We start from the raw sequence: 21,590 nt of genomic DNA on the forward strand, positions 1-21,590 counted from the left end.
GTTGAACGCACCAACGTCCACTCAATGGACGCGTATGGTGACCTGGTGACCGAAGCTCCCAGCGTGGTGAACCGCACCGCGGCACTGCTGCGTGCGGTCTCGTCCGACACCGGAACCGGCGTCAGCACCACCGAACTGGCGCGCCGCACGGGCATTCCTCGGGCCACCGCGCATCGCCTGCTGGAGTCGCTGGCAACCGAGGGCCTCGTGGAACGCGACGCACGGTCCGGCCAATGGTTCCTGGGCCCCGAGATCTATGTCCTGGGTGCCGCATCGGCGCCCCGCTACAACATCACCGAGAAGGCGGCGGCCGACGTGGCGGCGCTGGCACGCGACACCGGCGAGAGCGCCTTCTTTTCCCTGCGCCGCGGCGATCACACCGTCGTGCTGCTCGCCGAGGACGGCGACTTCCCGATTCGCTCGCACGTGCTGTACGAGGGCGCACGATTTCCACTTGGAGTGGTCTCGTCAGGCATGGCCGTCCTGGCATATCTACCCGACGCGGCGATTCACGCCTACCTGGAGAGGGCAGACCTACAGTCGGAATGGGGCAACGGCTTTCGTATCGATGCCGTGTGGGAACGCGTCGCTCTGACCCGTAAGACCGGCTGGGCCGTCAATCCCGGCCAGGTAGTGGAAGGTTCCTGGGGGATGGCGGCAGCAGTCTTCGATGCCAACCAAAACCCCATCGGCGCACTGACTTTGACCGGAATAGAGGCACGATTCAACGCCGATCGGCAGCCGGTACTGGGACAACTGCTGCTCCGGCACGCACACCGACTCAGCCGGACGGTGCGACGTTAGCGGCTCCGGCGAAGGACAGTGGCCGCCTCGCGTACCGCCGACGTGATCGCACTCAGCGTGGACGATTCAAACTTCCAGTGTTGCCAATACAGCGGCACATCGAGATACCGCCCGGGTGCCAACTCAACGAGGCCCTCTCGGCCCAGCTGCTCGGGCATCATCCCCCAACCCAAGCCTGCCCGTAGCGCCGCGGTGAACCCGACCGTAGTCGGTACGCAATGTCCGGCAACGACGACATCTCGACGGAAAAGCTTGCGCAAGAACTGGTCTTGTAGAGCATCTCGTCGATCCCATCGGATCAACGGCGCCTGCCGAACCTTGTCGATACCCGAGTCCAACAGACCATCGGGCAGGTGACGCTCGACGTACTCCGGTGAGGCCATTCCGAAATATCGCATGGCGCCCAGTGACTCTGAACGACATCCTGCGATGGGCCTCGGTTCCGTGGTCACCGCCGCCATGACAACTCCTGCACGGAGGAGTTCTGCCGAGTGGTCCTGATCCTCGATACGGATGTCGATGAGCACACCATCGGGAATCTGTGAGACCACCGACCCCATCCACGTACCGAACGAGTCCGCATTCACCGCAATCGCAACTCGTATCGGAACGCCCCCGCCCATCTCCTGGAGCGCTTCGCGTTCCAGGGTGCCGATCTGAGCGGCGAGCCGCATCAAAGAAGTACCTGCATCGGTTGCTACACAGGGCTTTTCCCGACGGACGAGTACCTGACCCACGGACCGCTCAAGAGCCTTAACTCGCTGACTGACCGCCGACGGCGTAATCATCAATCGCCGGGCGGCGGCATCAAAGCTGCCTTCGTCGACAACGGCGGCAAAGGCAACAAGTTGCTGCGAGTCCAGACTCACCTTAGAGATTCTAATGCAGACTAGGAACCATGAGCAGCCTTCTCACGCCCGCACGGCTTCCGCCGCGCCAGCGTGCAGCGGTTGCGGCCAGGGCTGTGGGCGGGGTCTGGGCCGAACCACCATCGGCCACCAGAACCAGCGCCCCAGCAGGCTGGCGATAGACGGAGTCATGAAAGACCGCACTACCAGGGTGTCGAACAGTAATCCCAGCCCGATGGTCGTGCCGATCTGGCCGATGACAGTGAAACTGCTGACCATCATTCCCATCATCGTGAAAGCGAAAACCAGCCCCGCGGAAGTAACCACCGAGCCCGTTCCCGCCATCGACCGGATAGTGCCGGTGTGTAGCCCGGCGTGAAGCTCTTCCTTCATGCGGGATACCAGCAGCAGGTTGTAGTCCGCCCCGACGGCGAGCAGGATGATCACGGCCATCGGCAGGACCATCCAGTGCAGTGGGGTGCCAATGATGTGCTGCCACAGCAGCACCGACAATCCGAACGAGGCGCCAAGGCTCAGGACCACGGTTCCGACAATGACAGCTGCGGCAACTACCGCCCGCGTGAGCAGCACCATGATCAGGAAGATAAGGATCAGCGCGGCGACCGCGGCGATAAGCAGATCGTAGTCGGCACCTTCTTGCATATCCTTGTACAGAGCGGCGCTGCCGCCGACGTAGATCGACGAGCCCTCGAGCGGTGTGCCCTTGATGGCGTCCTCGGCGGCGGTCTTGAGTGGCTCGACGCGTGACGTTCCTTCTTCGGTGAGCGGATCACTCTGGTGAAAGATGGTGAACCGCACAGCATGACCGTTCGGCGAGACGAACAGCTTGATGCCGCTCTTGAAATCGGCCGTCTCGAACGCTTCCGGAGGAAGGTAGAACGAATCATCGTTCTTCGCGTCATCGAATGCCTGCCCCATCGCAGAGGCATTGGCCTGCATCGCCATAGTCTGGTCCTGCTGCGCTTTCTGCACTTGATACTGGCTGAGCATGATCTGCTTCTGCTCTTTCATCGAGGCGATCATCGGCGGCATCAGTACGACCATCTGCGGCATGAGGCCGGCCATACGCTGGATATCAGGCACCAAGGTGTCGAAATCGTCCGACATCAGGCTGATGCCGTCCAGGGCGTCGAACACTGATCGCAGTGCCCAACACATCGGAATATCGAAGCAGTGCTTCTCCCAGTAGAAGTAGTTTCGTATCGGACGGAACTGATCATCGAAGTTGGACATGTTGTCCCGCAGCTGATTAATGTCCTGCGCCGTATTTTTCATATTGGCGGACATGCTGGCGGTCACCTCTGCCATCTGCTGCGTGATGGCCTGCATCTTCTCCATCGAATCGATGGTGACCTGCATGGCGTCGGCCTGCTTGAGCAGGTTCGCGAAGTTGGCCTGGCTGTAGTCGTTGGTCAGAGTCTGCGCGGTATTGGCTGTGCTCATGTTGAACGGTATCGACGTGTGCTTGATCGGCTTGCCGTCCGGTCGGGTTATCGTCTGCACCTGTGCGATTCCGCGCACGCGGGCAAGCGCTTTGGCTATCTTGTCGATCACCAGAAAATCAGCGGGGTTCCTCAGGTCGTGATCGGATTCGACCAACAGGAGGTCCGGGTTCATCTTGGCTTTAGAGAAATGCCGGTCCGCTGCCGCATAGCCGACATTCGCGGGCACCTGCCCCGGCAAGTAGATCCGGTCGTTATAGGTGGTGTGATAGCCCGGCAGGGTGAGCAACCCAACCAGCGCCATCGTGACCGCCGCCACCAGGATCGCGCCCGGCCAGCGGACTGTCGCGGCGCCCACACGCCGCCAGCCACGTGCCTTCCCAGCGCCCTTGGGTTCCAGCACATTACCGAAGCGGCTGGCCACCGAGATCAATGCGGGACCAAGAGTCAGCGCCATCGCGACAACGATCGCCATGCCGATCGACAACGGGATACCCGTGGTCTTGAAGTAAGGCAGCCGGGTGAAATGCAGACAGAATGTCGCGCCGGCAATGGTGAGACCCGAGGCCAGTACCACGTGCGCGGTTCCATGGAACATGGTGTAGTAGGCAGATTCTCGATCTTCGCCGGCCCGGCGCGCCTCTTGATAGCGTCCTATCAGAAATATGGCGTAGTCGGTGGCCGCCGCGATCGCCAGTGTCACCACGAGGCTGGTGGCGAACGATGTCAATCCAAATGCGTTGTGATAGCTGAGGAGTGCCACCAGGCCGCGCGCACTGGCCAGCTCCAGCATGACCATCGCCACCACGATGACCATCGTGATCACCGACCGGTACACCAGCAGAAGCATCACCATGATGACCCCGAAGGTGACCAGCTCGATCAGCTCCATGCTGTCGTTGGCAACGATTTCTTGGTCTGCCGAGGTTGTCGCCGGTCCTGTGACATAGACCCGCACACCCGGTGACGGCGGGACTGCCGCGGTGATATGACGAACAGCCTCCACCGATTCATTGGCCAGCGCCTCACCCTGATCACCGGCGATATAGACCTGAACGTAAGCGGCCTTTCCGTCGCTGCTCTGCGCCGCAGCGGCGGTAAGTGCGTCAGCCCAGAAATCCTGAACGTGCTGCACATGCGTGGTGTCGGCACGCAGGTCGCGAACCATCTGGTCATAGAATCGGTGCGCATCCGCTCCCAGCGACTGCTCGCCCTCCAGCACGATCATCACCGAACTGCTCGTTTTGAACTCCTCGAACACCTCGCCGACCCGTTTGGTCGCGATCATCGCGGGAGCGTCGTTGGGGCTCATCGATACCGCTCTCATGTGCCCGACCTCCTCCAGCTGGGGCACAACGGTATTGAGCGCGATGGTAACCGCGATCCAGCCCAGCACAATGGGCACTGCGAGCACACGGATCATCCTGGGAAGCCACGGACGGGCCGCATGGCGCGCAGCCGGGAATGCGTCGGTAGTTGGGTCGTTCATGGGCTTGCTCATGCGGCCTTCACCAGGCAGTAGGTCTCCGCGTTCACACCGGTCACCACCCTTTCGTCTTTGACGTCGTTATCGACGGTGATGCGGCAGCCGATGTCCTGCCCGTCCCCTTGCGCGAACAGGGTGGGCATGACCGAGGGCAATGTGGTGCTCAGCGTCAATGACCACGGCAAAGGCACCTCACTCACCCGCTGCGGTATTGCGTTGAGATCCCGGTAGTTAATGACGGCAGTTGCCGCCGAACCGAAGACCTCATACGTCACAACCTTGGGGTTGAACCTCTCCGCGGTATCCGAATTCCTCGGTGTCACTACGAACGGCGTCGCACCAAAGTTGGTGCGTAAATGCATGACGGTAATGCTGCCGATCGCTACCGCCGCTACCACCAGCATCGGAAGCCACACCCGCTTGGCAACCCTGATCATCGCAGCCACCCCGTCCCGCTAGTCGCGCAGCGGCGCAAGGGTTTCCCGGGTGTCAATCCGGTGCCGTGGAATGCGATCACGGTGCGGCCCTTTCTGAGTTGGATGTCACGGGCCGGATGAAGCCGGCAGGGTCAGCAGAAATCTATGGGTAAAAGTGGATAGAGTCAATCCACTTATGGCGAAGTGTGGCGAGCGATACACTCGTCGGCGTGAACGGCCGTGAAGTGGCGCATCGCCCCCTGCGGAAAGACGCCGAACGTAACCGGAAGCGTGTAATCGCCGCCGCACGCGAACTTTTCGCAGTCCATGGCCTTGAGTCGACGCTCAACGAGGTGGCGCACCATGCGGGGCTCGGCGTCGGGACCGTGTACCGCCGCTTTCCCACGAAAGAGGCCCTTTTCGAGGCAATTTACGTCGACGGAATGGACCAGCTCAGCGGGTTGGCGGAAGCGGCACTTCGCCATGAGAACTCCTGGGAGGGGTTCGAGTGGTTCGTACATCAGATGTGCGAAATCACCGCCACAAACCGGGGTTTGCGAGAAATCGCCTTCAGTAAGGCACACGGCGGCGATCACGTCGAGGCCGGCCGGGCACGACTCCTGCCGCTACTGTCAAAAGTCGTTGAAAGGGCACAGGAAGACGGCTACCTCCGCCCAGAGGCATCCGCGACCGACATGCCCTTCTTCGGAGTGCTTACCGGTGCGGTCAGCGAATTCGCCGGAGAAGTCAATGCCGACCTGTGGCGCCGCTACATGGCAATCCTCATCGAGGGCATGCGAAGACGCGACGACCAAGAGCGCTTGGAGGTCGATGCACTCGATGAGGCACAGATCGACGCTGCCATGACGACCTGGCAACCAGCCGGATCCGGGTGACCGATATGACACAACGCGCATTCGTCACCGGCGCCAATGGATTCGTGGGGCGCTCACTGTCACTGCGTCTCCGCACCTTGGGCTGGCAGGTCAGCGGCGTCGATCTCGTGGCAGACCCCGCACACAACATCCAGGGCGGCGATATCAACACCGCCGGGCCTTGGATGACGGAAGCCGCGGCAGCGGATGCGATCTTCCACACCGCGGCCGTGGTCTCGAATATCGCGGATTCCGACACCGCCTGGCGGGTCAATGTCCTTGGAACGAAAAAAGTTATCGACGCAACCGCTCCTGGCGCGGTGTTCGTGCATCTGTCGTCCGTCAGGGCGTTCTCCGACCTTGATTTTCCCGACATGGTGACCGAAGAGCACCCGGTACGGACAGACGGGAACGCTTACGTCGACACGAAGGTCGCCAGCGAGCAGGTGGTACTGCAAGCCCATGGTGCCGGCCGGATAGATGCCCGAATCGCGCGCCCCGGCGATATTTACGGGCCGGGATCGCGGCCCTGGACAATCCTGCCGGTGGAGATGATCCGCAGTCGCCAGTTCGTGTTGCCCGCGATGGGGCGCGGAGTCTTTTCGCCGATCTATATCGATGACCTGGTCGAGGGCGTCGTCGCGTTGGGCTCCGGCGGCGCGGCGAGCGGTCAGGTTTTCACAATCTCGGGCGGTGTCGGCGTGACGTGCGCACAGTTCTTCGGGCACTACCACCGCATGCTCGACCGCCGCGGCCCGCTGGTTCTGCCGACCGCGGCCGCAGTCGGCCTCGCAACGGTGAAGGCGAGAGTACTTGCGCTCTCCGGCAAGGCGACTGAGGCCAACGCCATCTCCGTTCGGTACCTCGCACGAACCGGAAGCTATTCGATTGCCAAGGCGCAGCGGATTCTCGGGTTCGAGCCGCGATTCAGCCTCGATGCGGGCATGCGGGCCACCGAGATCTGGCTGCGCGATCAGGGCTACCTGGACTAGCCGGACTCACCTTAGAGATTCTAATGCAGGCTAAGAATCATTAGCTGTACTGCAGCTTCGTATCACCCTAACGTCGTCGTCGTGACCGTTCTTTTCCTCGGCTTTCTCACGGGAATGTCGCTGATCGCCGCCATCGGCGCCCAGAATGCGTTCGTACTACGCCAGGGCATTCGCAGCGAGCATGTGCTGCCGGTGATCGCCGTGTGCATCACCGGCGACTTCCTGCTCATCGCTGCGGGAATCGGCGGGCTCGGCGGACTGATCACTGCCACACCCAGCCTGCTCACGGTGGCCAAGGTGGGTGGCGCCGCATTCCTGATCGGCTACGGGCTGATGGCCGCCCGCCGCGCGCTGCGCCCCGGCACGTTGGTGCCGGCGGAATCAAACCCGGCGCGGCTCGGCGCAGTCTTGTTGACTGCGTTGGCCATTACCTTCTTGAACCCGCACGTCTACCTCGACACCGTGGTGCTCTTGGGCTCGCTGGCCAATGCTCATCGGGACGCGCGCTGGCTGTTCGGAGCAGGTGCTCTGACCGCAAGTGTCACCTGGTTCGTCGGCCTCGGCTATGGCGCACGCTATCTCGCCGGGGTGTTCGAGCGCCCGGGGACCTGGCGGATGCTCGATGCCGGAATAGCCGTGGTGATGCTGGCGCTGGGGGTTTCATTGCTGGTCAGCTAGCCCAAACTCATCCTTGCCGAACCATCTGGTTCGGTGCTAGCGTCTTCCCGAACCAAATGACTTGGGAGGAATGATGGACGCACACAAGGCCCGTACCCGGTTCACCGAACTTCGGAGGCAACGCGACATCAACCCGACCGAGCTCGACGAGATCTGGGCGGCCCTGGACACCGTCCGCATCGAGGACATTCTGGGCAGCTGGAAGGGCGACGAATTCCACACCGGGCACAGGATGAACGGCCAGTTGGCGGCGGCACGCTGGTACGGCAAGGTCTTCAAGTCCATCAATGACGTCGAGCCCATCGTCTGCTACGACAATGACGGAAAATTGTTCTCCAACAACGAGCTGAGCCTCGGCGGCGCGACACTGTGGGAGGTCGAGTTTCGCGGTGAGGTCACCGCCACCATGGTCTACGACGGCCAGCCTGTCTTCGATCACTTCAAACGAGTGGACGGCTCAACGTTGTTCGGCATCATGAATGGCAAGCGCCAACGGCAGAGTGGCAGCTACCTTTACTTCCTCCTTGAGCGAGACCAGTGAAAGTAACTGCTGCCCTGAGCGCTTCACCCGCGGCTCCGTTCACCCTGCAAGAGCTGGAGCTCGACGAACCCCGCAGCGACGAGGTGCTGGTCAAGATTCATGCCACCGGCCTGTGTCATACGGACTTGACATTCAAGTCGCAGGTTCCGATTCCCGCGGTCCTCGGTCACGAGGGCGCGGGAATCGTCACGGCGGTCGGCGAGGCGGTGTCCGGTATCAGCCCCGGCGATCATGTGGTGCTCAGTTACCGCAGCTGTGGAGGCTGTCGGTCGTGTGCCGCCGGCGAGCGGGCCTACTGCTCACGTTCGATGCGCCTGAATTCGGCAGGCGTCCGTGCCGACGGCTCACCGACGTTATCCGACAACGGAACCCCCGTCTACGGGTCGTTCTTCGGGCAGTCCAGCTTTGCCCAGTACGCGCTGACCGGCGCCGACAACACCGTCGTCGTCGATCCGTCCATTGACCTTGCGGTGGCTGCGCCACTGGGGTGCGGATTCCAGACAGGCGCCGGTGCTGTGCTCAATGTACTTTCGCCGGAGCCTGATTCGCGGCTGGTGGTATTCGGCGCCGGTGGTGTCGGCCTCGCGGCGGTCATGGCCGCCAAGGCACAGGGTGTCGAGACGATCATCGCCGTGGACCCCGTGGCCTCGCGCCGCGCGAAGGCGACCGAACTGGGCGCCACGCAAACCGTCGACCCGGCGATGGAGGATGTCGCGGCGATGGCACGCGGTGCCACCCACGCCCTCGACACCACCGCGAACGCCGGAGTCATCGCCACCGCGCTCGGCCTACTACGCCAGCGCGGGGTTCTGGTTCTGGTCGGACTGGGTGCACAGCCCGGACCCATCGATCTCAACGATTTGATGTTGGGCGGCAAGGTGATCCGAGGATGCATTGAAGGAGACGCGAACCCGCAAGAGTTCATCCCGGAACTGCTCCAGATGCACGCGCGGGGCCACTTTCCCATCGAATCCCTGATCACCACCTATCCGGCAGCCGATATCGAACAGGCGGTCGCCGACGCGCGTTCTGGTGCCGCGATCAAGCCGGTGCTGCTCTGGTGAGCGCCATGCGAGCGGCGGGCCAGGCCACGCACGACAGAATAATGGCCGCAGCCAAGGCCGAGTTCACCGAGCACGGCCTTGCCGGCGCCCGGTTGAACCGCATTGCGATCAACGCGAACGCGAGCAAGGAGAGGCTCTACAGCTACTTCGAGAGCAAGGAACGGCTATTTGAAGCCGTTGTCGCACAATGGATCAACGATGCACCGTACCAGGTGCCACTGAGCGCCGAGGACGTCCCTGGCTACGTCGCGGGCCTATTCGACAACATCATCGCCGATCCACAGGGCGCCCGGTTACAGCGCTGGATCGAGTTGGAAGCACCTGATGGAATGTTCGACAACCACCTGTTGCGTCGCATCTTCCAAGCCAAACTCGACGAGGTGCGCCGGGGACAGCAGTGCGGGCTCATCGACCCGGCGTGGGACCCGAAGAGTCTGCTGATGCTGCTGATCGATATCGCCTATTCGATGGCCGCGAGTGGATTCAGCATCGATCGAATTGTCGGTGAGCCGTTAAGCGAGCGCACGCTCGCAGACCGCAGGAACGCCGCCGCAGAGGCGGCGCGGCGACTGGTGGGCATCTCGTGAACGGAGCGCCGCGAATCACAACCCCGTAGCTTGCGTGCGCCAGCTAGTCTCGATGTGTGCCACCTGGGATGATCACTCGCCGCGGACTTCTTGCCGCCGGCGCCGCCCTCGCCGCCAGCACCGCACTGGCCTCCTGCGCTAAGGAGTCGGCGCCAACCTCGGAGCGCGACGGCACCGCCTTCATCAAGCACGCGTTCGGTACGACCGAGGTCAAGGCGCCACCGAAGCGCATAATCAGCGCCGGATACACAGGGCACGACTACCTGCTGGCGCTGGGCATCGTCCCGGTAGCGGTCACCGAGTGGTACGGCGGCTTCCCGTTCGCCACCTGGCCCTGGGCCACCGAGCGGCTCGGCGGCGCCACACCCGAGGTACTCACCCTCACCGACGGTCTGATGATCGACAAGATCGCCTCCCTGAAGCCTGATCTCATTGTTGCCGCCGACGCCGGGCTGGACCAGGACACCTACACCAAGCTCTCCGGGATCGCCCCGACCATCGCCCAGGCGGGCAAGTACGCGTTCTTTGAACCCTGGAAGGACCAGGCAAAGGCCATCGGCCAGGCGGTATTCAAGCCCGCGGAAATGGACGCGGTCGTCAAGGCCGTCGACAACAAGTTCAGTTCCGCGGCCTCCGCACATACCGGTTTCAAAGATAAGAAGGCCATCTACCTGCAAGGTGAGCTGCTCGACGGGCAGGCCATCGCGTTCCGATCCGGACCGCGTACCGGTTTCCTCTCCGGACTTGGGCTGATCACGCCCCCGGACCTGGAGACGTATGCCAAGGGCGATCAGCTCGCATACCTTGCCGCCGACCGACTCTCCACAGTGCTGGCTGAGGCGGACGTGCTGCTGTGGGGCACCGAGTCCGACGAACAGATCGCCGCGCTCAAGGCCGATCCGGCGATCACCACATTGGGGCCATCACTACTGGACCGCAGCATCTTCACCAGTAAGGAGTTGGGCGGGGCCATCAACTTCAGCTCGCCACTGAGTCTGACCTATGTGGTGGACAATCTGGTCCCACAGCTGGCGCGGATATTGGGGTGATGGTCTACCCCCCGGCTCGCCCGGAGCAGCCCTATTGGGTCGACATAGCGATCCGGGTGGCCGGTGGCCTGGTCGGCGCACTCGGGCTCGGCATTTTCGGGCTGGCGGCATTCGCGGTGCTGTCGTCCCGGTTCTCGTCGAATCCGTTCGCCGACCCACACGGCTATGGGCTGGTCTTCGGAATGCTGCTCGCCGTGCCCTTCGGGCTGTTGGCCGCAGGCACCCTGCCCCTGGCGTTTACGCGCGGACGGCGGCTCCGGGCCCTGACCATCGGTTTCCTCGTATATCTCGCCGCGGTGGCCGTATTGGTCTACTCGGCCGCCAGCATGCCGGTGCGAGTGCGGCCCTGCGCGACAAATCCACCCGCGCCCCAGTGCAAGCACGCACCTTAGACTTCGCGGAATGGCGACAAGCGAGATCGAGAAGAGTCCCCAGGATGAGGTGGTCTTCGCCCAGGTAGGACGCAGCTACTATCCGCTGCTGTCTGCCGTCTTCGTCGGAGTGGTCCTCATCTCGAACGTGGCGGCCACCAAAGCAATTGGCTTCGGCCCTGTGGTCGGCGACTGGTCACTGATCACGGACGGCGCGTTTGTGCTGTTTCCCCTTAGCTACGTGATCGGCGACGTACTCAGCGAGGTCTACGGGTATCGCGCCACCAATCGGGTGATTCTGCTCGGGTTCGCGATGGAGGCACTGGCGTGCCTGGTGCTGTGGACCGCCAAGGTGCTGCCGCCGGCCGAGTTCTATCCCAACCAAGAGGCGTTCGCCACGATTGTCGAAAGCATCACCACGCTCATGGTCGCCGGCCTCGCCGGATATCTTGTCGGACAAACTCTTAACGCCCTCGTTGTGGTGCGCATGAAGAAGCGCTCCAAGGAGCGCCACCTGTGGGCGCGGTTGGTCGGCTCGACCGTTATCGGCGAGTTCGCGGATTCGCTGGTGTTCTGCTCCATCGCCGCCACCGCGCTGGGCATTCACACCTTCGGTCAGCTGGCCACGTACACCGCTCTGGGCTGGGTCTTCAAGTCCGTGGTGGAAATTGTGATGTTGCCCGTTACCTATCGCGTGATCGCGTACATCAAGAAGAACGAACCGACTTATACACAGGCGAAATAAATGCACCCGTAGGCGCGGCCACGGGGGTACCGTCGAAATATGAGTACCGCAACGGATTTGAAGGTGCGGGATCACGGGGACCGGGCGTTACTGCTCGAATGCACATCCGTGCACGAGGTGCTGGCGTGGACGTCAGCACTGAATGCCGATCCTATCGAGGGCGTCACCGATATCGTTCCCGCCTCCCGCACTGTCCTACTCAAGCTCAATGGCCCGTCCGACCAGCCGATGGTCCGTCATCGGCTGACACAGCGCACGGCCCCGCCCGGCTCCCTGGATGACACCACATCACCGCCGGTGACGATTCCGGTCCGGTATGACGGCCTCGATCTCGAAGAGGTCGCCGAGCACACCGGCCTCGGCGTGGACGGTGTCATCACAGCACACACCGGAACGGTGTGGACGGTCGGATTCTGTGGATTCGCACCGGGATTCGCCTACCTGGTGGGAGGCGATCCACGTCTTGCCATCCCACGCCGCGCCGACCCGCGCACCAAGGTGCCCGCTGGTTCGGTGGCACTGGCCGGCGAGTTCAGCGGGATCTACCCCCGTGAATCACCCGGTGGTTGGCAGTTGATCGGCACCACGGACACCGTCATCTGGGATCTCGATCGCAACCCACCGGCCCTGCTCACACCCGGCACACGTGTGCAGTTTCGGGAGGTGACGGCATGAGGCCCACCCTGGAAGTGATGCGCACCGGCCCACTGGCCCTGGTACAAGACCTGGGGCGTGTCGGCAAGGCAGCCATGGGCGTCGGACGGTCGGGAGCCGCTGACCGCAGCTCGCATTCCTTGGCCAACCGGTTGGTGGCCAATCCCGACAACCTGGCCACCATCGAGGTGACGCTGGGTGGTATGTCGTTTCGGGTGATCGGCGGCGACGTGGTAGTGGCTGTCACGGGGGCCGATACCGACCCGTCCATCAATGGAATCCCCTTCGGCACGAACAGTATTGCCCAAGTTCAGGATGGAGATGTGGTGTCCCTCGGCGCACCGCGCAGCGGCCTGCGCAGCTATGTTGCGGTGCGCGGCGGGGTGAGTGTGGCGCCGGTGATGGGCTCACGCAGCTTCGACATCATGTCCGGCATCGGGCCCAAACCGCTGCGAGCCGGCGACAGACTGCCGATCGGACCACGCTCCCCTTCCTTCCCGGAGGTCGAGCAGGCGCCGGTAGCCACCATCTCCGACGACGTCGTTGAACTCAAGGTGGTTCCCGGCCCCCGTGACGACTGGTTCACCGATCCCGATGCCTTGATCCACGGAAACTGGATAGTCTCCGATCGCAGCGACCGGGTGGGGACTCGCCTGATCGGCAAGCCGCTGGAACTGCGCGACCCAGCCCGCCAGTTGCCCAGTGAGGGCGTCGTGCGCGGCGCAATTCAGGTGCCGCCCGGCGGTCAGCCCGTTATTCTGGGCCCCGATCATCCGGTCACCGGAGGCTATCCGGTTATCGGGGTGATCACCGATCACGACGTCGATCTGGCCGCACAGGTACGGCCAGGGCAAACCGTTCGGTTCTCTTGGTCAAGACCGCGTATGAATTAGGAGATGTCGGCTGTGTCCAATATGCCAACCGTCCCCGTCATCCGCACGCACACCGCGCGGCTCATTCACACTGCCGACCTGGACAGTGAAACACGCTGTGCCGCACGTGAATTACTCATTGAGGCATTCGAAGGCGACTTTACCGAGGAGGACTGGGAACACTGTCTGGGCGGGATGCACGCGCTCATCTGGTACCACGGCATACTCATCGCCCACGCCGCTGTGGTGCAGCGCCGACTGCTGTACCAGGACCGCGTCCTGCGCACCGGGTATGTGGAAGGCGTTGCGGTGGATAGCGACTGGCGTGGAAACGGACTTGGTACCGCGATCATGGACGCGGCCGAGCAGGTGCTGCGGGGTGCCTACGAACTGGGGGCGTTGAGTGCCGGCGACGACGTCGCGCCGTTCTACCGGGCCCGAGGCTGGGTGCCCTGGCTAGGGTCCACGCCCGTTATGACGGCCGACGGCATCGTGCCCGCCACGGACGAGGGCGTGCACGTGCTACCGATGAGTTCCGGAGTCGATCCCTCCGGCTCATTGACCTGTGATTGGCGCGCCGGCGACGGCTGGTGATGACCGCGGCGACGCAAGAAGACCCAAATCACCGCGATCACGAACGCCAGCCGCGCGGCACTGCCCACCGCTGCCATCAGCCCGTTGACGGCCTGTGCGATGTCCACCGGGTAGCGCAGGATGATTACCGCCATCGCAGCCGCCTGTACCAATTCCAGCGAGCCGACGATTATGCAGAGCCGCACATGCATCCGGTGATAGGCGCGTAGATCCGCATCACTCCAGTGGTGACGAGCCACCCAGCCCGGGCGAATCACATCCACAACGAGCTCCGTGAGCGGTCGCCTCGTCAGACAACTACCGATGTAGAACACGCCGAACAGCACCACCGGAACCACATGAGTGAGCTGCGCCAGCTGCGGGGAGCTGGTCAGCAGCGCGACCACCAGCGTCACTCCGTGCATCAGCATGATGAATCCCGCGACGATGTCGAAGCGCTTGTCCCGCAACGCGGTGTACACCACACGCAATGCCGACACCACGGCCGCGGCCATCAGGGCGTGCAGCTCCGAAGCGCCCAGCAGGCGCATGCCGTAATACGTTCCCAGGCCGAGCGCTGCGCTGACCAGCGCATGGCCAAGTGTGAATTTCCCTGCACCCTTACCCAACCCACTCACCTCAGCGACGGTACCGACGCAATCTGAGAGAGCCTGAGAAACGTGCCGGCGACCTACCGAGCGGACAACACTCGTTCCTTGCGCCGCAGGTACATCCGGATGGCGACCACCACGCCCACGATGAGGCCGCCGGTGGTGAACATGGAAACCACCGGATTCACCGCCTGGACCACATCGACCGAGAAGCTGTAGATGATCACCACCATCAGACCCGAGAACAGCAGGCTGAAGATTCCGCACCAGAAGCTCACGTGCACATGCAGCCGGTGATATGAGCCTTGATCGGCTTCGGTCCAGCCCTGCTCGTCGGCGAGCTTCTCGACACCGCCGGGCCAAAGCTTAGCGACCAGCAACTCGGTCAGTGGTTTGCCGATAAGCGCGCTGACCAGAAAGTACGTACCCAACAGCATGCCGGGCACCTCGTTGGTGACCTGTGACAGACGCGGATCGCGAGTGAGCCATGCGATGACCAAGCTGACACCGAAGATGGGCACCACCAGCAGAGAAACCGGATCGAGCGCGCGCTTCCACGCCATCTTGACCAGCCCCTGGGTGGCCGATACTGCCGTCGCGGCCATCAATGCGTGCAGCTCAGAAAATCCGATCAGGCGTAACCCGAAGTACGCACACAGCGCAGGACCCACGTTCAGCAGCCCCTCGATCAGCAGCTGCCGGGGCGATATCCCGTTCTCGGTTTCGGGCCGCTCGGTGGTCAGGGACACCGCGCGACTGTATCCGTTCGTCAGGCCGCAGGCGAGTCGTACGTCACGCGCTGCAGGTAGCGGCGAATAAACATGATCATGCCGATGATCAGGCCAATCGTGGTCACCAGCGAGAAGATTTGGTTGACCGCCTGGGCGATGTCGACCGAGAAGCTATAGATGATGACGATCGAGATGGCAGACAGCAGCAAGCTGATGACACCGCACCACAAGGTCACCCGCACATGCATCCGGTGATAGGACGTGAAGTCTTCACCGGTCCAGCGGTGCTCGGCAGCGATCTCGTCGATCCGGCCGGGACGCGCCTTGGCGATCATCAACTCGGTGAGCGGCTTACCGACCAGCGCGCTCCCTATCAGAAACAGCGATAGCAGAATCCCGGGAATGGTGTTGGACACCTGAGCCATGCGCGCGTCAGACGTGACGAGCGCGATGATCAGGCTGAGACCGAAGTTGAACATCAGAAAGCCCGACAACACGTCGAACTTGCGGTTCTGGACTACCTTCACCAACACCTGGATACCGGAAACCACAGTGGCAGCGATCAATGCGTGAATCTCGGGCTGCCCCAACGAGCGCAACAGGTAGTACGTGCCCAGGGACGGCCCGGCGCTGATGAGAGCGTGCCGAAGCACGACGCGCGCTGATGCCTTCTGATTCTCTGCGGGCTGCCCGGGCACGCGGTGAGGGTACCGGGCGAAACTGGGAATCACCGGCCAGCACGCACCGTGAACGACACGTCGCCACTACACGGGTAGTCGCGCAAACGATTCGATGAGCAAACCACGCAACCACGTGTGGGCCGCGTCGTCATTGTTGCGTGGATGCCAGGCCACGCCGACCGCGACGGCGGGCAGCTCGAGCGGAATATCGAACATCCTGATGCCCAGGCCCGCGGTGTCCACCGAGCCGGCGACTGTGAGGGCAATCAGTCGGGATGAGCGTGCCAGCAGCATGGCGCTGGTGTGGCTGGGCACCACCACCGGCACGCGGCGGCGCAGCCCGTGGCGTGCCAGCGCCTCATCGATGGGTCCATAGAGCTTGCCGCGCCGAGAGACACTGATATGCCCGTACGTTGCGAAGGTTCCGGCATCGATCGGGCCTTCGAATAACGGGTGGTCCTGCGCGGCCACCCCCACCATCGGGAGCATCGCGACCGGGGTGTGCCGCGTTTCTGGATCGAGGTGATCCAGTGAGCCGAGCTCGATGTCGATGTCTCCGCGCCGCAGCGCGCCGGTGTCCTCGCGGGCTTCGGGAGCGAACACGACGTTGACACCAGGAGCATCGTGCCGCAGCCGCTCCAGAAGCGGTACGGCCAGCGCCGTGAGGAAGAGCTCCGCGGCCTGCACAATGAACGTCCTCTGCAACTTTCCCGGATCGAATTCTGCTCCGGGGCGCAGGATTTGGTCGGCTCGGCGCAAAAGCCCACCGAGTTCATCACGGATCTGGACAGCGCGCGGCGTGGGCACCAGCCCTTGTCCGGCGCGCACCAATAGAGCGTCGCCGGTGATACGCCGCAGTCTGCCCAACGAACGGCTCACGGCAGGCGGAGAGGTAGCCAAGCGCTCAGCCGCGGCGGTCACACTGTTCTCCTGCAGCAGCGCGTCAAGGACGCGGAGCAGATTCAAATCCATCGGCGCCGCATCCTTAACTTTTGAGTCAAGTATTGCTTATCAATACTTGCATTTCTTCGCAATCATGCAGCGTGCAGGCTTAAGCCGCAAGCCCTACAGACCAGGAGGAATCATGACGTCACCATCCGCACGGGAGGGCCGCGCGGGCGATACGCTCGCCGTCGTCAGCCAGACGGGGCCCACCGTCAGCTTTTTCGACGCTGCCAGCGATGAGATGCTCGGTGCGATCGATGTGCTGGCCGAGCCCCACGAGCTGTGCTTCGATCCAACACAGCGGCTGCTGTGGTGCACGAACACCTACCACACCGGCTACTACCACGCCAACGCCGGCAGACGCACGCAGCTGACCGTCATCGATCCGGATACCCGGCGCGTCGTCGACGTAGTCGATCTGGCGCCCGAACACGCGCCGCACGGCCTGGCGCTCGATACCGGGCGGGGCCTGCTGTACGTCAGTGTCGAGGGGTCCAACGAGCGCGATGGCGGCGTGGTCGTCATCGATACCACTACCCGAAAGATGCTGGGCCGCATCGATACCGGGGCGCCAGGGCCGCACTGGTTCGTCATCGATCCCACCGGAGAGAAGGGCTACGCCAGCAATAAGGAGGCGCCGTTCGTCTCGTTCGTGGACCTCGGCTCCGGCACCCTCACCACCGTCGAGGTGCCCGGCAGTGAGGGCTTGGCCATCTCGGCGGACGGGTCCGAACTGTATGTCGCCGCACCATATGGCTCGTTCAAAGTCGGCGAGACCGATCCGACCCAGCAGGCCGGCATTCGGGTGATCGACACCCGGCAGGCCCAGGTGACCGCGGTACTGAAAACCGAGAATGTGGTGTTCCCCGTATGTTTGACCAGCACGGGCACCCTGCTGGCCGGTGAGCTGCGGATGTCGCCGGACCCCTCGTGCACACTCGGGCGGCACGAGCCCGGGCTGCTAAGGGCATTCTCTACCACCACAAGGGAACTCGTCGCGTCTGTTGAACTCAAGGGCAAGTTTCCGCTCACCATGACCGCGTCACCGGACGGACGGCTCGGTTACGTCGCCGGGATCACCTCGTCGGAGGTTGACATCGTCGATCTGGAAACCTGGACCGTGCTCAACACCCTGGACATTGCCAAGCGGGGCGAGGCGGGAGCCCACGGGCTCGCCTACATTCCGCGGTCCACGTAGGGACTGTTCGCCCTGGGCGTACCAAAAACGGAACTTAAGCGCACGGCACTCAAGTTTGTATGGGTGACGGCCGGCCGCAAAGTCCGGCCCGGATGTGAGGAGAGAGCTATGAGCAATTTGGTGTGGACACGCCGCAGCCCGTTCGCAGAATTCGATGCCCTGGTACGCCAGTCGTTCGGCCCCGCCACAAGCTGGCCGACCCCCGGTTTCGTCCCTTCAGCGGACGTGGTCAAGGACGGCGACGACGCCTTGGTGCGCCTCGATCTACCTGGCGTTGACGTCGGAAAGGACGTCACGGTCGAGGTTGAGCGTGGCACGTTGGTGGTATCCGGCGAGCGTCGCGACGAGCGCGCCGAGCAGACCGAAGGTCGCACGCTGCGTGAGGTCCGGTACGGCACGTTCCGCCGCACCTTCACCCTGCCCACACACGTGACCGGTGATGCGATCTCGGCGAGCTACGACGCAGGCATCCTGACCGTCAAGGTCGCCGGTGCGTACGCCAACGCCGCGGCCCAGAAAATCGAGATCACCACGTAGTCGGCACCCACGAGAGGCCCGCGCTATCCGGCGCGGGCCTCTCGCTTCCGGGCTTCGCGCGCGAGCATGCGGTCGCGCTGTTCTTCGAACTTGACCACCTGCCCCTTCAAATCTTCCACGTACGCAGCCAACTGATCACGACGCGCTTCGCCCTTGGCGCTGAAGTCATTCCGCTCGAAAATTCGCCACTTACGCAGGTTCGGCGTCACCACTTCGTCGAGATGTTGGCGCGGGTCATAGATGCCATGCTTGGCCATCAGCACGCCGTTGCGACGGAAGTTGGGCATGCCCTGTCCCGGCATACGAAAGTTTTCGATCACCGCTCCGATCGCATCGAGTGCCTGATCCGGAACGAGATCCAGTGCGGCGCTGCACATATTGCGATAGAAGATCATGTGCAGGTTCTCGTCGGCGGCAACCCGCTGCAACATCCGGTCCGCGACTGGGTCGTCACACACCTTGCCGGTGTTGCGATGGCTCACGCGGGTCGCCAGTTCCTGCAGCGTGGTGTAGGCCACCGATAGCAAGAAATCAGTCTGGTGCACCGACTCTTCTTCATCGGTCGCGTCGAAGCCCGCTGTCATGTGCTCCATGCGGGCGCGCTCCAGGGCGACGGGGTCAACACCGCGGGTGACCACGAGGTAGTCGCGGATGACGATGCCGTGCCGGTTCTCCTCAGCGGTCCAGCGACCGACCCAGGTACCCCAGGCACCGTCGAGACCGAAGTACTTGGCGGCCTGTCGGTGATACGAGGGCAGGTTGTCCTCGGTGAGCAAATTGGTGATCATCGCAGCCCTGGCGACCTCACTCAGCTGCGACTGCTCCGGGTCCCAGTCGTCGCCGCCCATCTGCGCGAAATTGCGGCCCCGGTCCCAGGGAACATAGTCATGCGGGTGCCATTCGGTAGCCACCGCCAAATGCCGATTGAGATTGGTTTCAGCAATGGGCTCCAGCTCGCTGAGCATCTCGATGTCAGTCAGCTCTCTCGGCATTTCACCTTGTCTTTCGCATTGAAACCCCAAGCCCTCGGACAGGGTAACTTATCTGAGCAATGCTTCGATCTGCTTGCTGGCGGCACGCGATGGCAGGCAACTTCCACCCCGACCCCGCCGCCGGACGAGCCACTACGGCTGTTTCGACCCCCGCAACAGGGCAACAGCTTCAGACAGCCCCGATATTCGAACCGGCTTCGCAGCACCCTAACCCGGCGAGAGCAACATCACTAATGCGCCCCTGCTGCGGCCTGTCGCACAATTGATCCTCTAGGCGGCACATTCGACCGCTCGGTACTTTGGGTAAACAAAGCAGCGTGATCGCCAATGAAAGGTGCAGTGAGTGCGAATAGCCATGCGTTACCCAGCCTGTGCCGTCACCGCATTCGCCACGCTGTTTGGCGGCTACGGCATGCAGTCGCCACCGGCCGCACAGGCAGCAAGCTGCACTGATATCGATCTGGCATTCGCGCGCGGTACCAACGAGCCGGCAGGCCTCGGCGACGTCGGCAGTCCTTCACCGACGCGGTCCAGAAACAGCTCAAGGGCGCCAAGGGGATGAGCATCTCCACCTACGGAGTGGACTATCCCGCGAGCATCGATTTCATTCAGGCCGGAAAGGGTTCCGACGACCTGAGCAAGCACATCCAGAAGACCGCCGCCGACTGCCCGAAGATGAAGTTCGTCGTCGGCGGATACGCCCAGGGCGCCGCGGTGGTGGATGTGCTGCTGGGCAACACCCCGCCTGGGACCTACACCTTTACCAACCCCCTGCCGGCCGGGCTGGAGGACCGCATTGTCGCCATCGTGCTCTTCGGGGACCCCAAGAACATCCGGCCGCCGGGCGTAGATGCCAACCTCGCGATTCGAGATGAATTGCTGCACAAGGTAATTGATGTATGTAATCCAGGAGACTTCTTCTGCGACCCGCAAGGTGGCGACATCATCTCCCACACCACCTATGCCAAGGACAAGCTCACTGACGGCGCGGCCGATACCGTGGTCCAAAGACTGGTCGCACTGTTGGGTCACCGCTGCAAGGGCGCCGACGGGCAGTCCACGGACAGCGCCACCACCTGCTCGCCCACCGCGTGACCAAGGAAGGCCGAATGCGCAGACGCACGTTCCTCCGTTCCAGCTCCGTAGCGTTGCCCGCCGCGGCATTGGGTCTCACCACGGCCGGGAGCGCGCATGCGGACGTGCGTCCCACCGGATCAATCGCCTACCCTTTCAGCACGATTCAGGTGCCGACCAGCAGCGCACCCTGGACGCTGGAGGTACATCGAGCCGCACTGCTGGTGCACGATATGCAGCACTATTTCGTGAAAGCCTATGCGCCGCAGGACGATCCCATCGGGACAGTACTAAAGAACATCAAGAGCCTGCTCGACACCGCGCATACACACCAGATGCCGGTGTACTACTCGGCACAACCCGGCGGCATGACGAAAGAGCAGCGTGGGCTCTTTGGCCAGCTCTATGGTCCCGGCATGCCCGACGACGACACCGAGCGAGCCATCGTCGACCCGCTGGCTCCCACGGCGGCAGATACCGTTCTCACCAAATGGAAGTACAGCGAGTTCTTCCGCTCCGATCTGCTGGAGATCCTGCATGACGCCAACCGGGATCAGCTGATTCTCGCCGGCGTCTACGCTTTTTCCGGAATCACCGCAACCTCTACCGACGCGGTTCAGAACGATATCCAGGCATTCATCGTCGCCGATGCCGTGGCGGACTATACGTCCACCGGACACAACCAGGCGCTCGCCTGGTGCGCGGAACGAACCGCCAGAATCTTGACCACGCGCTCGGCGCTGGGTGCGCTGAACAACTCGTGACCGTCTGCCGATACGACAAAGGCCGCCCGCGCAATTGCTG

Annotated in this window: 23 protein-coding genes and 2 pseudogenes; 17 read left to right on the forward strand and 8 right to left on the reverse strand. The window is 62.9% G+C overall.

What is annotated here, in order from left to right:
* Positions 1-24: 24 nt before the first annotated feature.
* Positions 25-804, forward strand: a complete 780-nt coding sequence (locus tag MAB_RS22205; RefSeq protein ID WP_005079975.1) for an IclR family transcriptional regulator — start codon at positions 25-27, stop codon at positions 802-804.
* On the opposite strand, the gene MAB_RS22210 is transcribed toward MAB_RS22205, so the two are convergent.
* From MAB_RS22210 to MAB_RS22220, 3 genes are read right to left on the reverse strand one after another with little or no spacing between them, the layout of a single operon-like run.
* Positions 801-1,673 carry a LysR family transcriptional regulator ArgP gene (locus MAB_RS22210; protein WP_005089396.1) on the reverse strand — a complete coding sequence of 291 codons (873 nt, stop codon included), beginning with the start codon at positions 1,671-1,673 and terminating at the stop codon, positions 801-803. The two genes, MAB_RS22205 and MAB_RS22210, sit on opposite strands and share 4 nt — an antisense overlap.
* Positions 1,674-1,715: 42 nt before the next feature.
* Entirely contained in the window at positions 1,716-4,616 is a 2,901-nt protein-coding gene (locus MAB_RS22215; protein WP_005115456.1) for an MMPL/RND family transporter, read from the reverse strand.
* Positions 4,613-5,038, reverse strand: a complete 426-nt coding sequence (locus MAB_RS22220; RefSeq protein ID WP_005114755.1) for an MmpS family transport accessory protein — start codon at positions 5,036-5,038, stop codon at positions 4,613-4,615. Before MAB_RS22220 ends, MAB_RS22215 begins: the two co-directional genes overlap by 4 nt.
* A 185-nt stretch (positions 5,039-5,223) precedes the next feature.
* Here MAB_RS22220 and MAB_RS22225 point away from each other — a divergent pair, with 185 nt between their 5' ends.
* The 12 genes from MAB_RS22225 (at position 5,224) to MAB_RS22280 (ending at position 14,039) form a co-directional block, all read left to right on the forward strand.
* A complete protein-coding gene (locus tag MAB_RS22225; RefSeq protein WP_005095318.1) occupies positions 5,224-5,913 on the forward strand; it encodes a TetR/AcrR family transcriptional regulator in 690 nt (229 codons plus the stop codon).
* Positions 5,910-6,884 carry an NAD-dependent epimerase/dehydratase family protein gene (locus MAB_RS22230; RefSeq protein WP_005112346.1) on the forward strand — a complete coding sequence of 325 codons (975 nt, stop codon included), beginning with the start codon at positions 5,910-5,912 and terminating at the stop codon, positions 6,882-6,884. The genes MAB_RS22225 and MAB_RS22230 overlap by 4 nt, the downstream gene beginning before the upstream one ends.
* Before the next feature lie 81 nt (positions 6,885-6,965).
* Positions 6,966-7,562: a LysE/ArgO family amino acid transporter gene (locus MAB_RS22235; RefSeq protein WP_005095323.1), complete on the forward strand. Its 597-nt coding sequence runs from the start codon at positions 6,966-6,968 to the stop codon at positions 7,560-7,562.
* A 73-nt stretch (positions 7,563-7,635) separates the two neighbouring features.
* Positions 7,636-8,103, forward strand: a complete 468-nt coding sequence (locus tag MAB_RS22240) for a DUF4334 domain-containing protein (protein ID WP_005112347.1) — start codon at positions 7,636-7,638, stop codon at positions 8,101-8,103.
* Positions 8,100-9,167: an NAD(P)-dependent alcohol dehydrogenase gene (locus MAB_RS22245; protein ID WP_005112348.1), complete on the forward strand. Its 1,068-nt coding sequence runs from the start codon at positions 8,100-8,102 to the stop codon at positions 9,165-9,167. Before MAB_RS22240 ends, MAB_RS22245 begins: the two co-directional genes overlap by 4 nt.
* 41 nt (positions 9,168-9,208) lie before the next feature.
* The gene (locus tag MAB_RS22250; RefSeq protein WP_005079956.1) at positions 9,209-9,754 is read left to right on the forward strand and encodes a TetR/AcrR family transcriptional regulator; all 546 of its coding nucleotides are present in this window, start codon (positions 9,209-9,211) and stop codon (positions 9,752-9,754) included.
* Positions 9,755-9,822: 68 nt separating this feature from the next.
* On the forward strand, positions 9,823-10,803 hold the full coding sequence (locus MAB_RS22255) for an ABC transporter substrate-binding protein (RefSeq protein ID WP_005079955.1): 981 nt from the start codon (positions 9,823-9,825) through the stop codon (positions 10,801-10,803).
* On the forward strand, positions 10,803-11,195 hold the full coding sequence (locus MAB_RS22260; protein WP_005079954.1) for a hypothetical protein: 393 nt from the start codon (positions 10,803-10,805) through the stop codon (positions 11,193-11,195). The genes MAB_RS22255 and MAB_RS22260 overlap by 1 nt, the downstream gene beginning before the upstream one ends.
* Before the next feature lie 10 nt (positions 11,196-11,205).
* Complete coding sequence (locus MAB_RS22265; RefSeq protein ID WP_005095329.1) at positions 11,206-11,919, forward strand: queuosine precursor transporter; 714 nt, start codon at positions 11,206-11,208, stop codon at positions 11,917-11,919.
* 39 nt (positions 11,920-11,958) lie between these two features.
* Entirely contained in the window at positions 11,959-12,594 is a 636-nt protein-coding gene (locus MAB_RS22270; RefSeq protein WP_005079953.1) for a 5-oxoprolinase subunit B family protein, read from the forward strand.
* Positions 12,591-13,466 carry a 5-oxoprolinase subunit C family protein gene (locus MAB_RS22275; protein WP_005079952.1) on the forward strand — a complete coding sequence of 292 codons (876 nt, stop codon included), beginning with the start codon at positions 12,591-12,593 and terminating at the stop codon, positions 13,464-13,466. Before MAB_RS22270 ends, MAB_RS22275 begins: the two co-directional genes overlap by 4 nt.
* 3 nt (positions 13,467-13,469) lie before the next feature.
* Entirely contained in the window at positions 13,470-14,039 is a 570-nt protein-coding gene (locus MAB_RS22280; RefSeq protein ID WP_012296754.1) for a GNAT family N-acetyltransferase, read from the forward strand.
* 53 nt (positions 14,040-14,092) lie between these two features.
* On the opposite strand, the pseudogene MAB_RS25435 reads toward MAB_RS22280, so the two are convergent.
* The 4 genes and pseudogenes from MAB_RS25435 to MAB_RS22295 form a co-directional block, all read right to left on the reverse strand.
* Positions 14,093-14,656: pseudogene (locus MAB_RS25435) on the reverse strand (VC0807 family protein); the annotation flags it as partial.
* 53 nt (positions 14,657-14,709) lie between these two features.
* Entirely contained in the window at positions 14,710-15,378 is a 669-nt protein-coding gene (locus MAB_RS22285; RefSeq protein WP_005079950.1) for a VC0807 family protein, read from the reverse strand.
* Between the two features lie 20 nt (positions 15,379-15,398).
* Positions 15,399-16,058, reverse strand: a complete 660-nt coding sequence (locus MAB_RS22290; protein ID WP_005112352.1) for a VC0807 family protein — start codon at positions 16,056-16,058, stop codon at positions 15,399-15,401.
* Between the two features lie 66 nt (positions 16,059-16,124).
* Positions 16,125-17,012, reverse strand: a complete 888-nt coding sequence (locus MAB_RS22295; RefSeq protein WP_005112354.1) for a LysR family transcriptional regulator — start codon at positions 17,010-17,012, stop codon at positions 16,125-16,127.
* A 112-nt stretch (positions 17,013-17,124) separates the two neighbouring features.
* Between MAB_RS22295 and MAB_RS22300 the strand changes: the two genes are divergently transcribed.
* Positions 17,125-18,183: a YncE family protein gene (locus MAB_RS22300; protein WP_005112356.1), complete on the forward strand. Its 1,059-nt coding sequence runs from the start codon at positions 17,125-17,127 to the stop codon at positions 18,181-18,183.
* Between the two features lie 108 nt (positions 18,184-18,291).
* Positions 18,292-18,720, forward strand: coding sequence for an Hsp20/alpha crystallin family protein (locus MAB_RS22305; protein ID WP_005071511.1), 429 nt, complete (start codon positions 18,292-18,294; stop codon positions 18,718-18,720).
* A 23-nt stretch (positions 18,721-18,743) separates the two neighbouring features.
* Here MAB_RS22305 and MAB_RS22310 read toward each other — a convergent pair whose 3' ends face one another.
* A complete protein-coding gene (locus MAB_RS22310; protein WP_005079944.1) occupies positions 18,744-19,712 on the reverse strand; it encodes an acyl-ACP desaturase in 969 nt (322 codons plus the stop codon).
* A 355-nt stretch (positions 19,713-20,067) separates the two neighbouring features.
* Between MAB_RS22310 and MAB_RS22315 the strand changes: the two are divergent.
* Positions 20,068-20,807, forward strand: a pseudogene (locus MAB_RS22315) (cutinase family protein).
* A 14-nt stretch (positions 20,808-20,821) separates the two neighbouring features.
* Positions 20,822-21,550, forward strand: coding sequence for an isochorismatase family protein (locus MAB_RS22320; RefSeq protein WP_005079940.1), 729 nt, complete (start codon positions 20,822-20,824; stop codon positions 21,548-21,550).
* The last annotated feature ends 40 nt before the right edge of the window (positions 21,551-21,590 follow it).

Origin of the sequence: Mycobacteroides abscessus ATCC 19977 (assembly GCF_000069185.1) — a bacterium.
Classification (GTDB): Bacteria; Actinomycetota; Actinomycetes; order Mycobacteriales; family Mycobacteriaceae; genus Mycobacterium; species Mycobacterium abscessus.

Excerpts from the sequence above, each read along its gene's own strand:
- MAB_RS22205 (WP_005079975.1), top strand. The coding sequence starts at position 25 with ATGGACGCGTATGGTGACCTGGTGACCGAAGCTCCCAGCGTGGTGAAC.
- MAB_RS22215 (WP_005115456.1), bottom strand. The coding sequence starts at position 4,616 with ATGAGCAAGCCCATGAACGACCCAACTACCGACGCATTCCCGGCTGCG.
- MAB_RS22220 (WP_005114755.1), bottom strand. The coding sequence starts at position 5,038 with ATGATCAGGGTTGCCAAGCGGGTGTGGCTTCCGATGCTGGTGGTAGCG.
- MAB_RS22240 (WP_005112347.1), top strand. The coding sequence starts at position 7,636 with ATGGACGCACACAAGGCCCGTACCCGGTTCACCGAACTTCGGAGGCAA.
- MAB_RS22250 (WP_005079956.1), top strand. The coding sequence starts at position 9,209 with ATGGCCGCAGCCAAGGCCGAGTTCACCGAGCACGGCCTTGCCGGCGCC.
- MAB_RS22255 (WP_005079955.1), top strand. The coding sequence starts at position 9,823 with ATGATCACTCGCCGCGGACTTCTTGCCGCCGGCGCCGCCCTCGCCGCC.
- MAB_RS22260 (WP_005079954.1), top strand. The coding sequence starts at position 10,803 with ATGGTCTACCCCCCGGCTCGCCCGGAGCAGCCCTATTGGGTCGACATA.
- MAB_RS22265 (WP_005095329.1), top strand. The coding sequence starts at position 11,206 with ATGGCGACAAGCGAGATCGAGAAGAGTCCCCAGGATGAGGTGGTCTTC.
- MAB_RS22270 (WP_005079953.1), top strand. The coding sequence starts at position 11,959 with ATGAGTACCGCAACGGATTTGAAGGTGCGGGATCACGGGGACCGGGCG.
- MAB_RS22275 (WP_005079952.1), top strand. The coding sequence starts at position 12,591 with ATGAGGCCCACCCTGGAAGTGATGCGCACCGGCCCACTGGCCCTGGTA.
- MAB_RS22280 (WP_012296754.1), top strand. The coding sequence starts at position 13,470 with ATGTCGGCTGTGTCCAATATGCCAACCGTCCCCGTCATCCGCACGCAC.
- MAB_RS22295 (WP_005112354.1), bottom strand. The coding sequence starts at position 17,012 with ATGGATTTGAATCTGCTCCGCGTCCTTGACGCGCTGCTGCAGGAGAAC.
- MAB_RS22300 (WP_005112356.1), top strand. The coding sequence starts at position 17,125 with ATGACGTCACCATCCGCACGGGAGGGCCGCGCGGGCGATACGCTCGCC.
- MAB_RS22305 (WP_005071511.1), top strand. The coding sequence starts at position 18,292 with ATGAGCAATTTGGTGTGGACACGCCGCAGCCCGTTCGCAGAATTCGAT.
- MAB_RS22310 (WP_005079944.1), bottom strand. The coding sequence starts at position 19,712 with ATGCCGAGAGAGCTGACTGACATCGAGATGCTCAGCGAGCTGGAGCCC.
- MAB_RS22320 (WP_005079940.1), top strand. The coding sequence starts at position 20,822 with ATGCGCAGACGCACGTTCCTCCGTTCCAGCTCCGTAGCGTTGCCCGCC.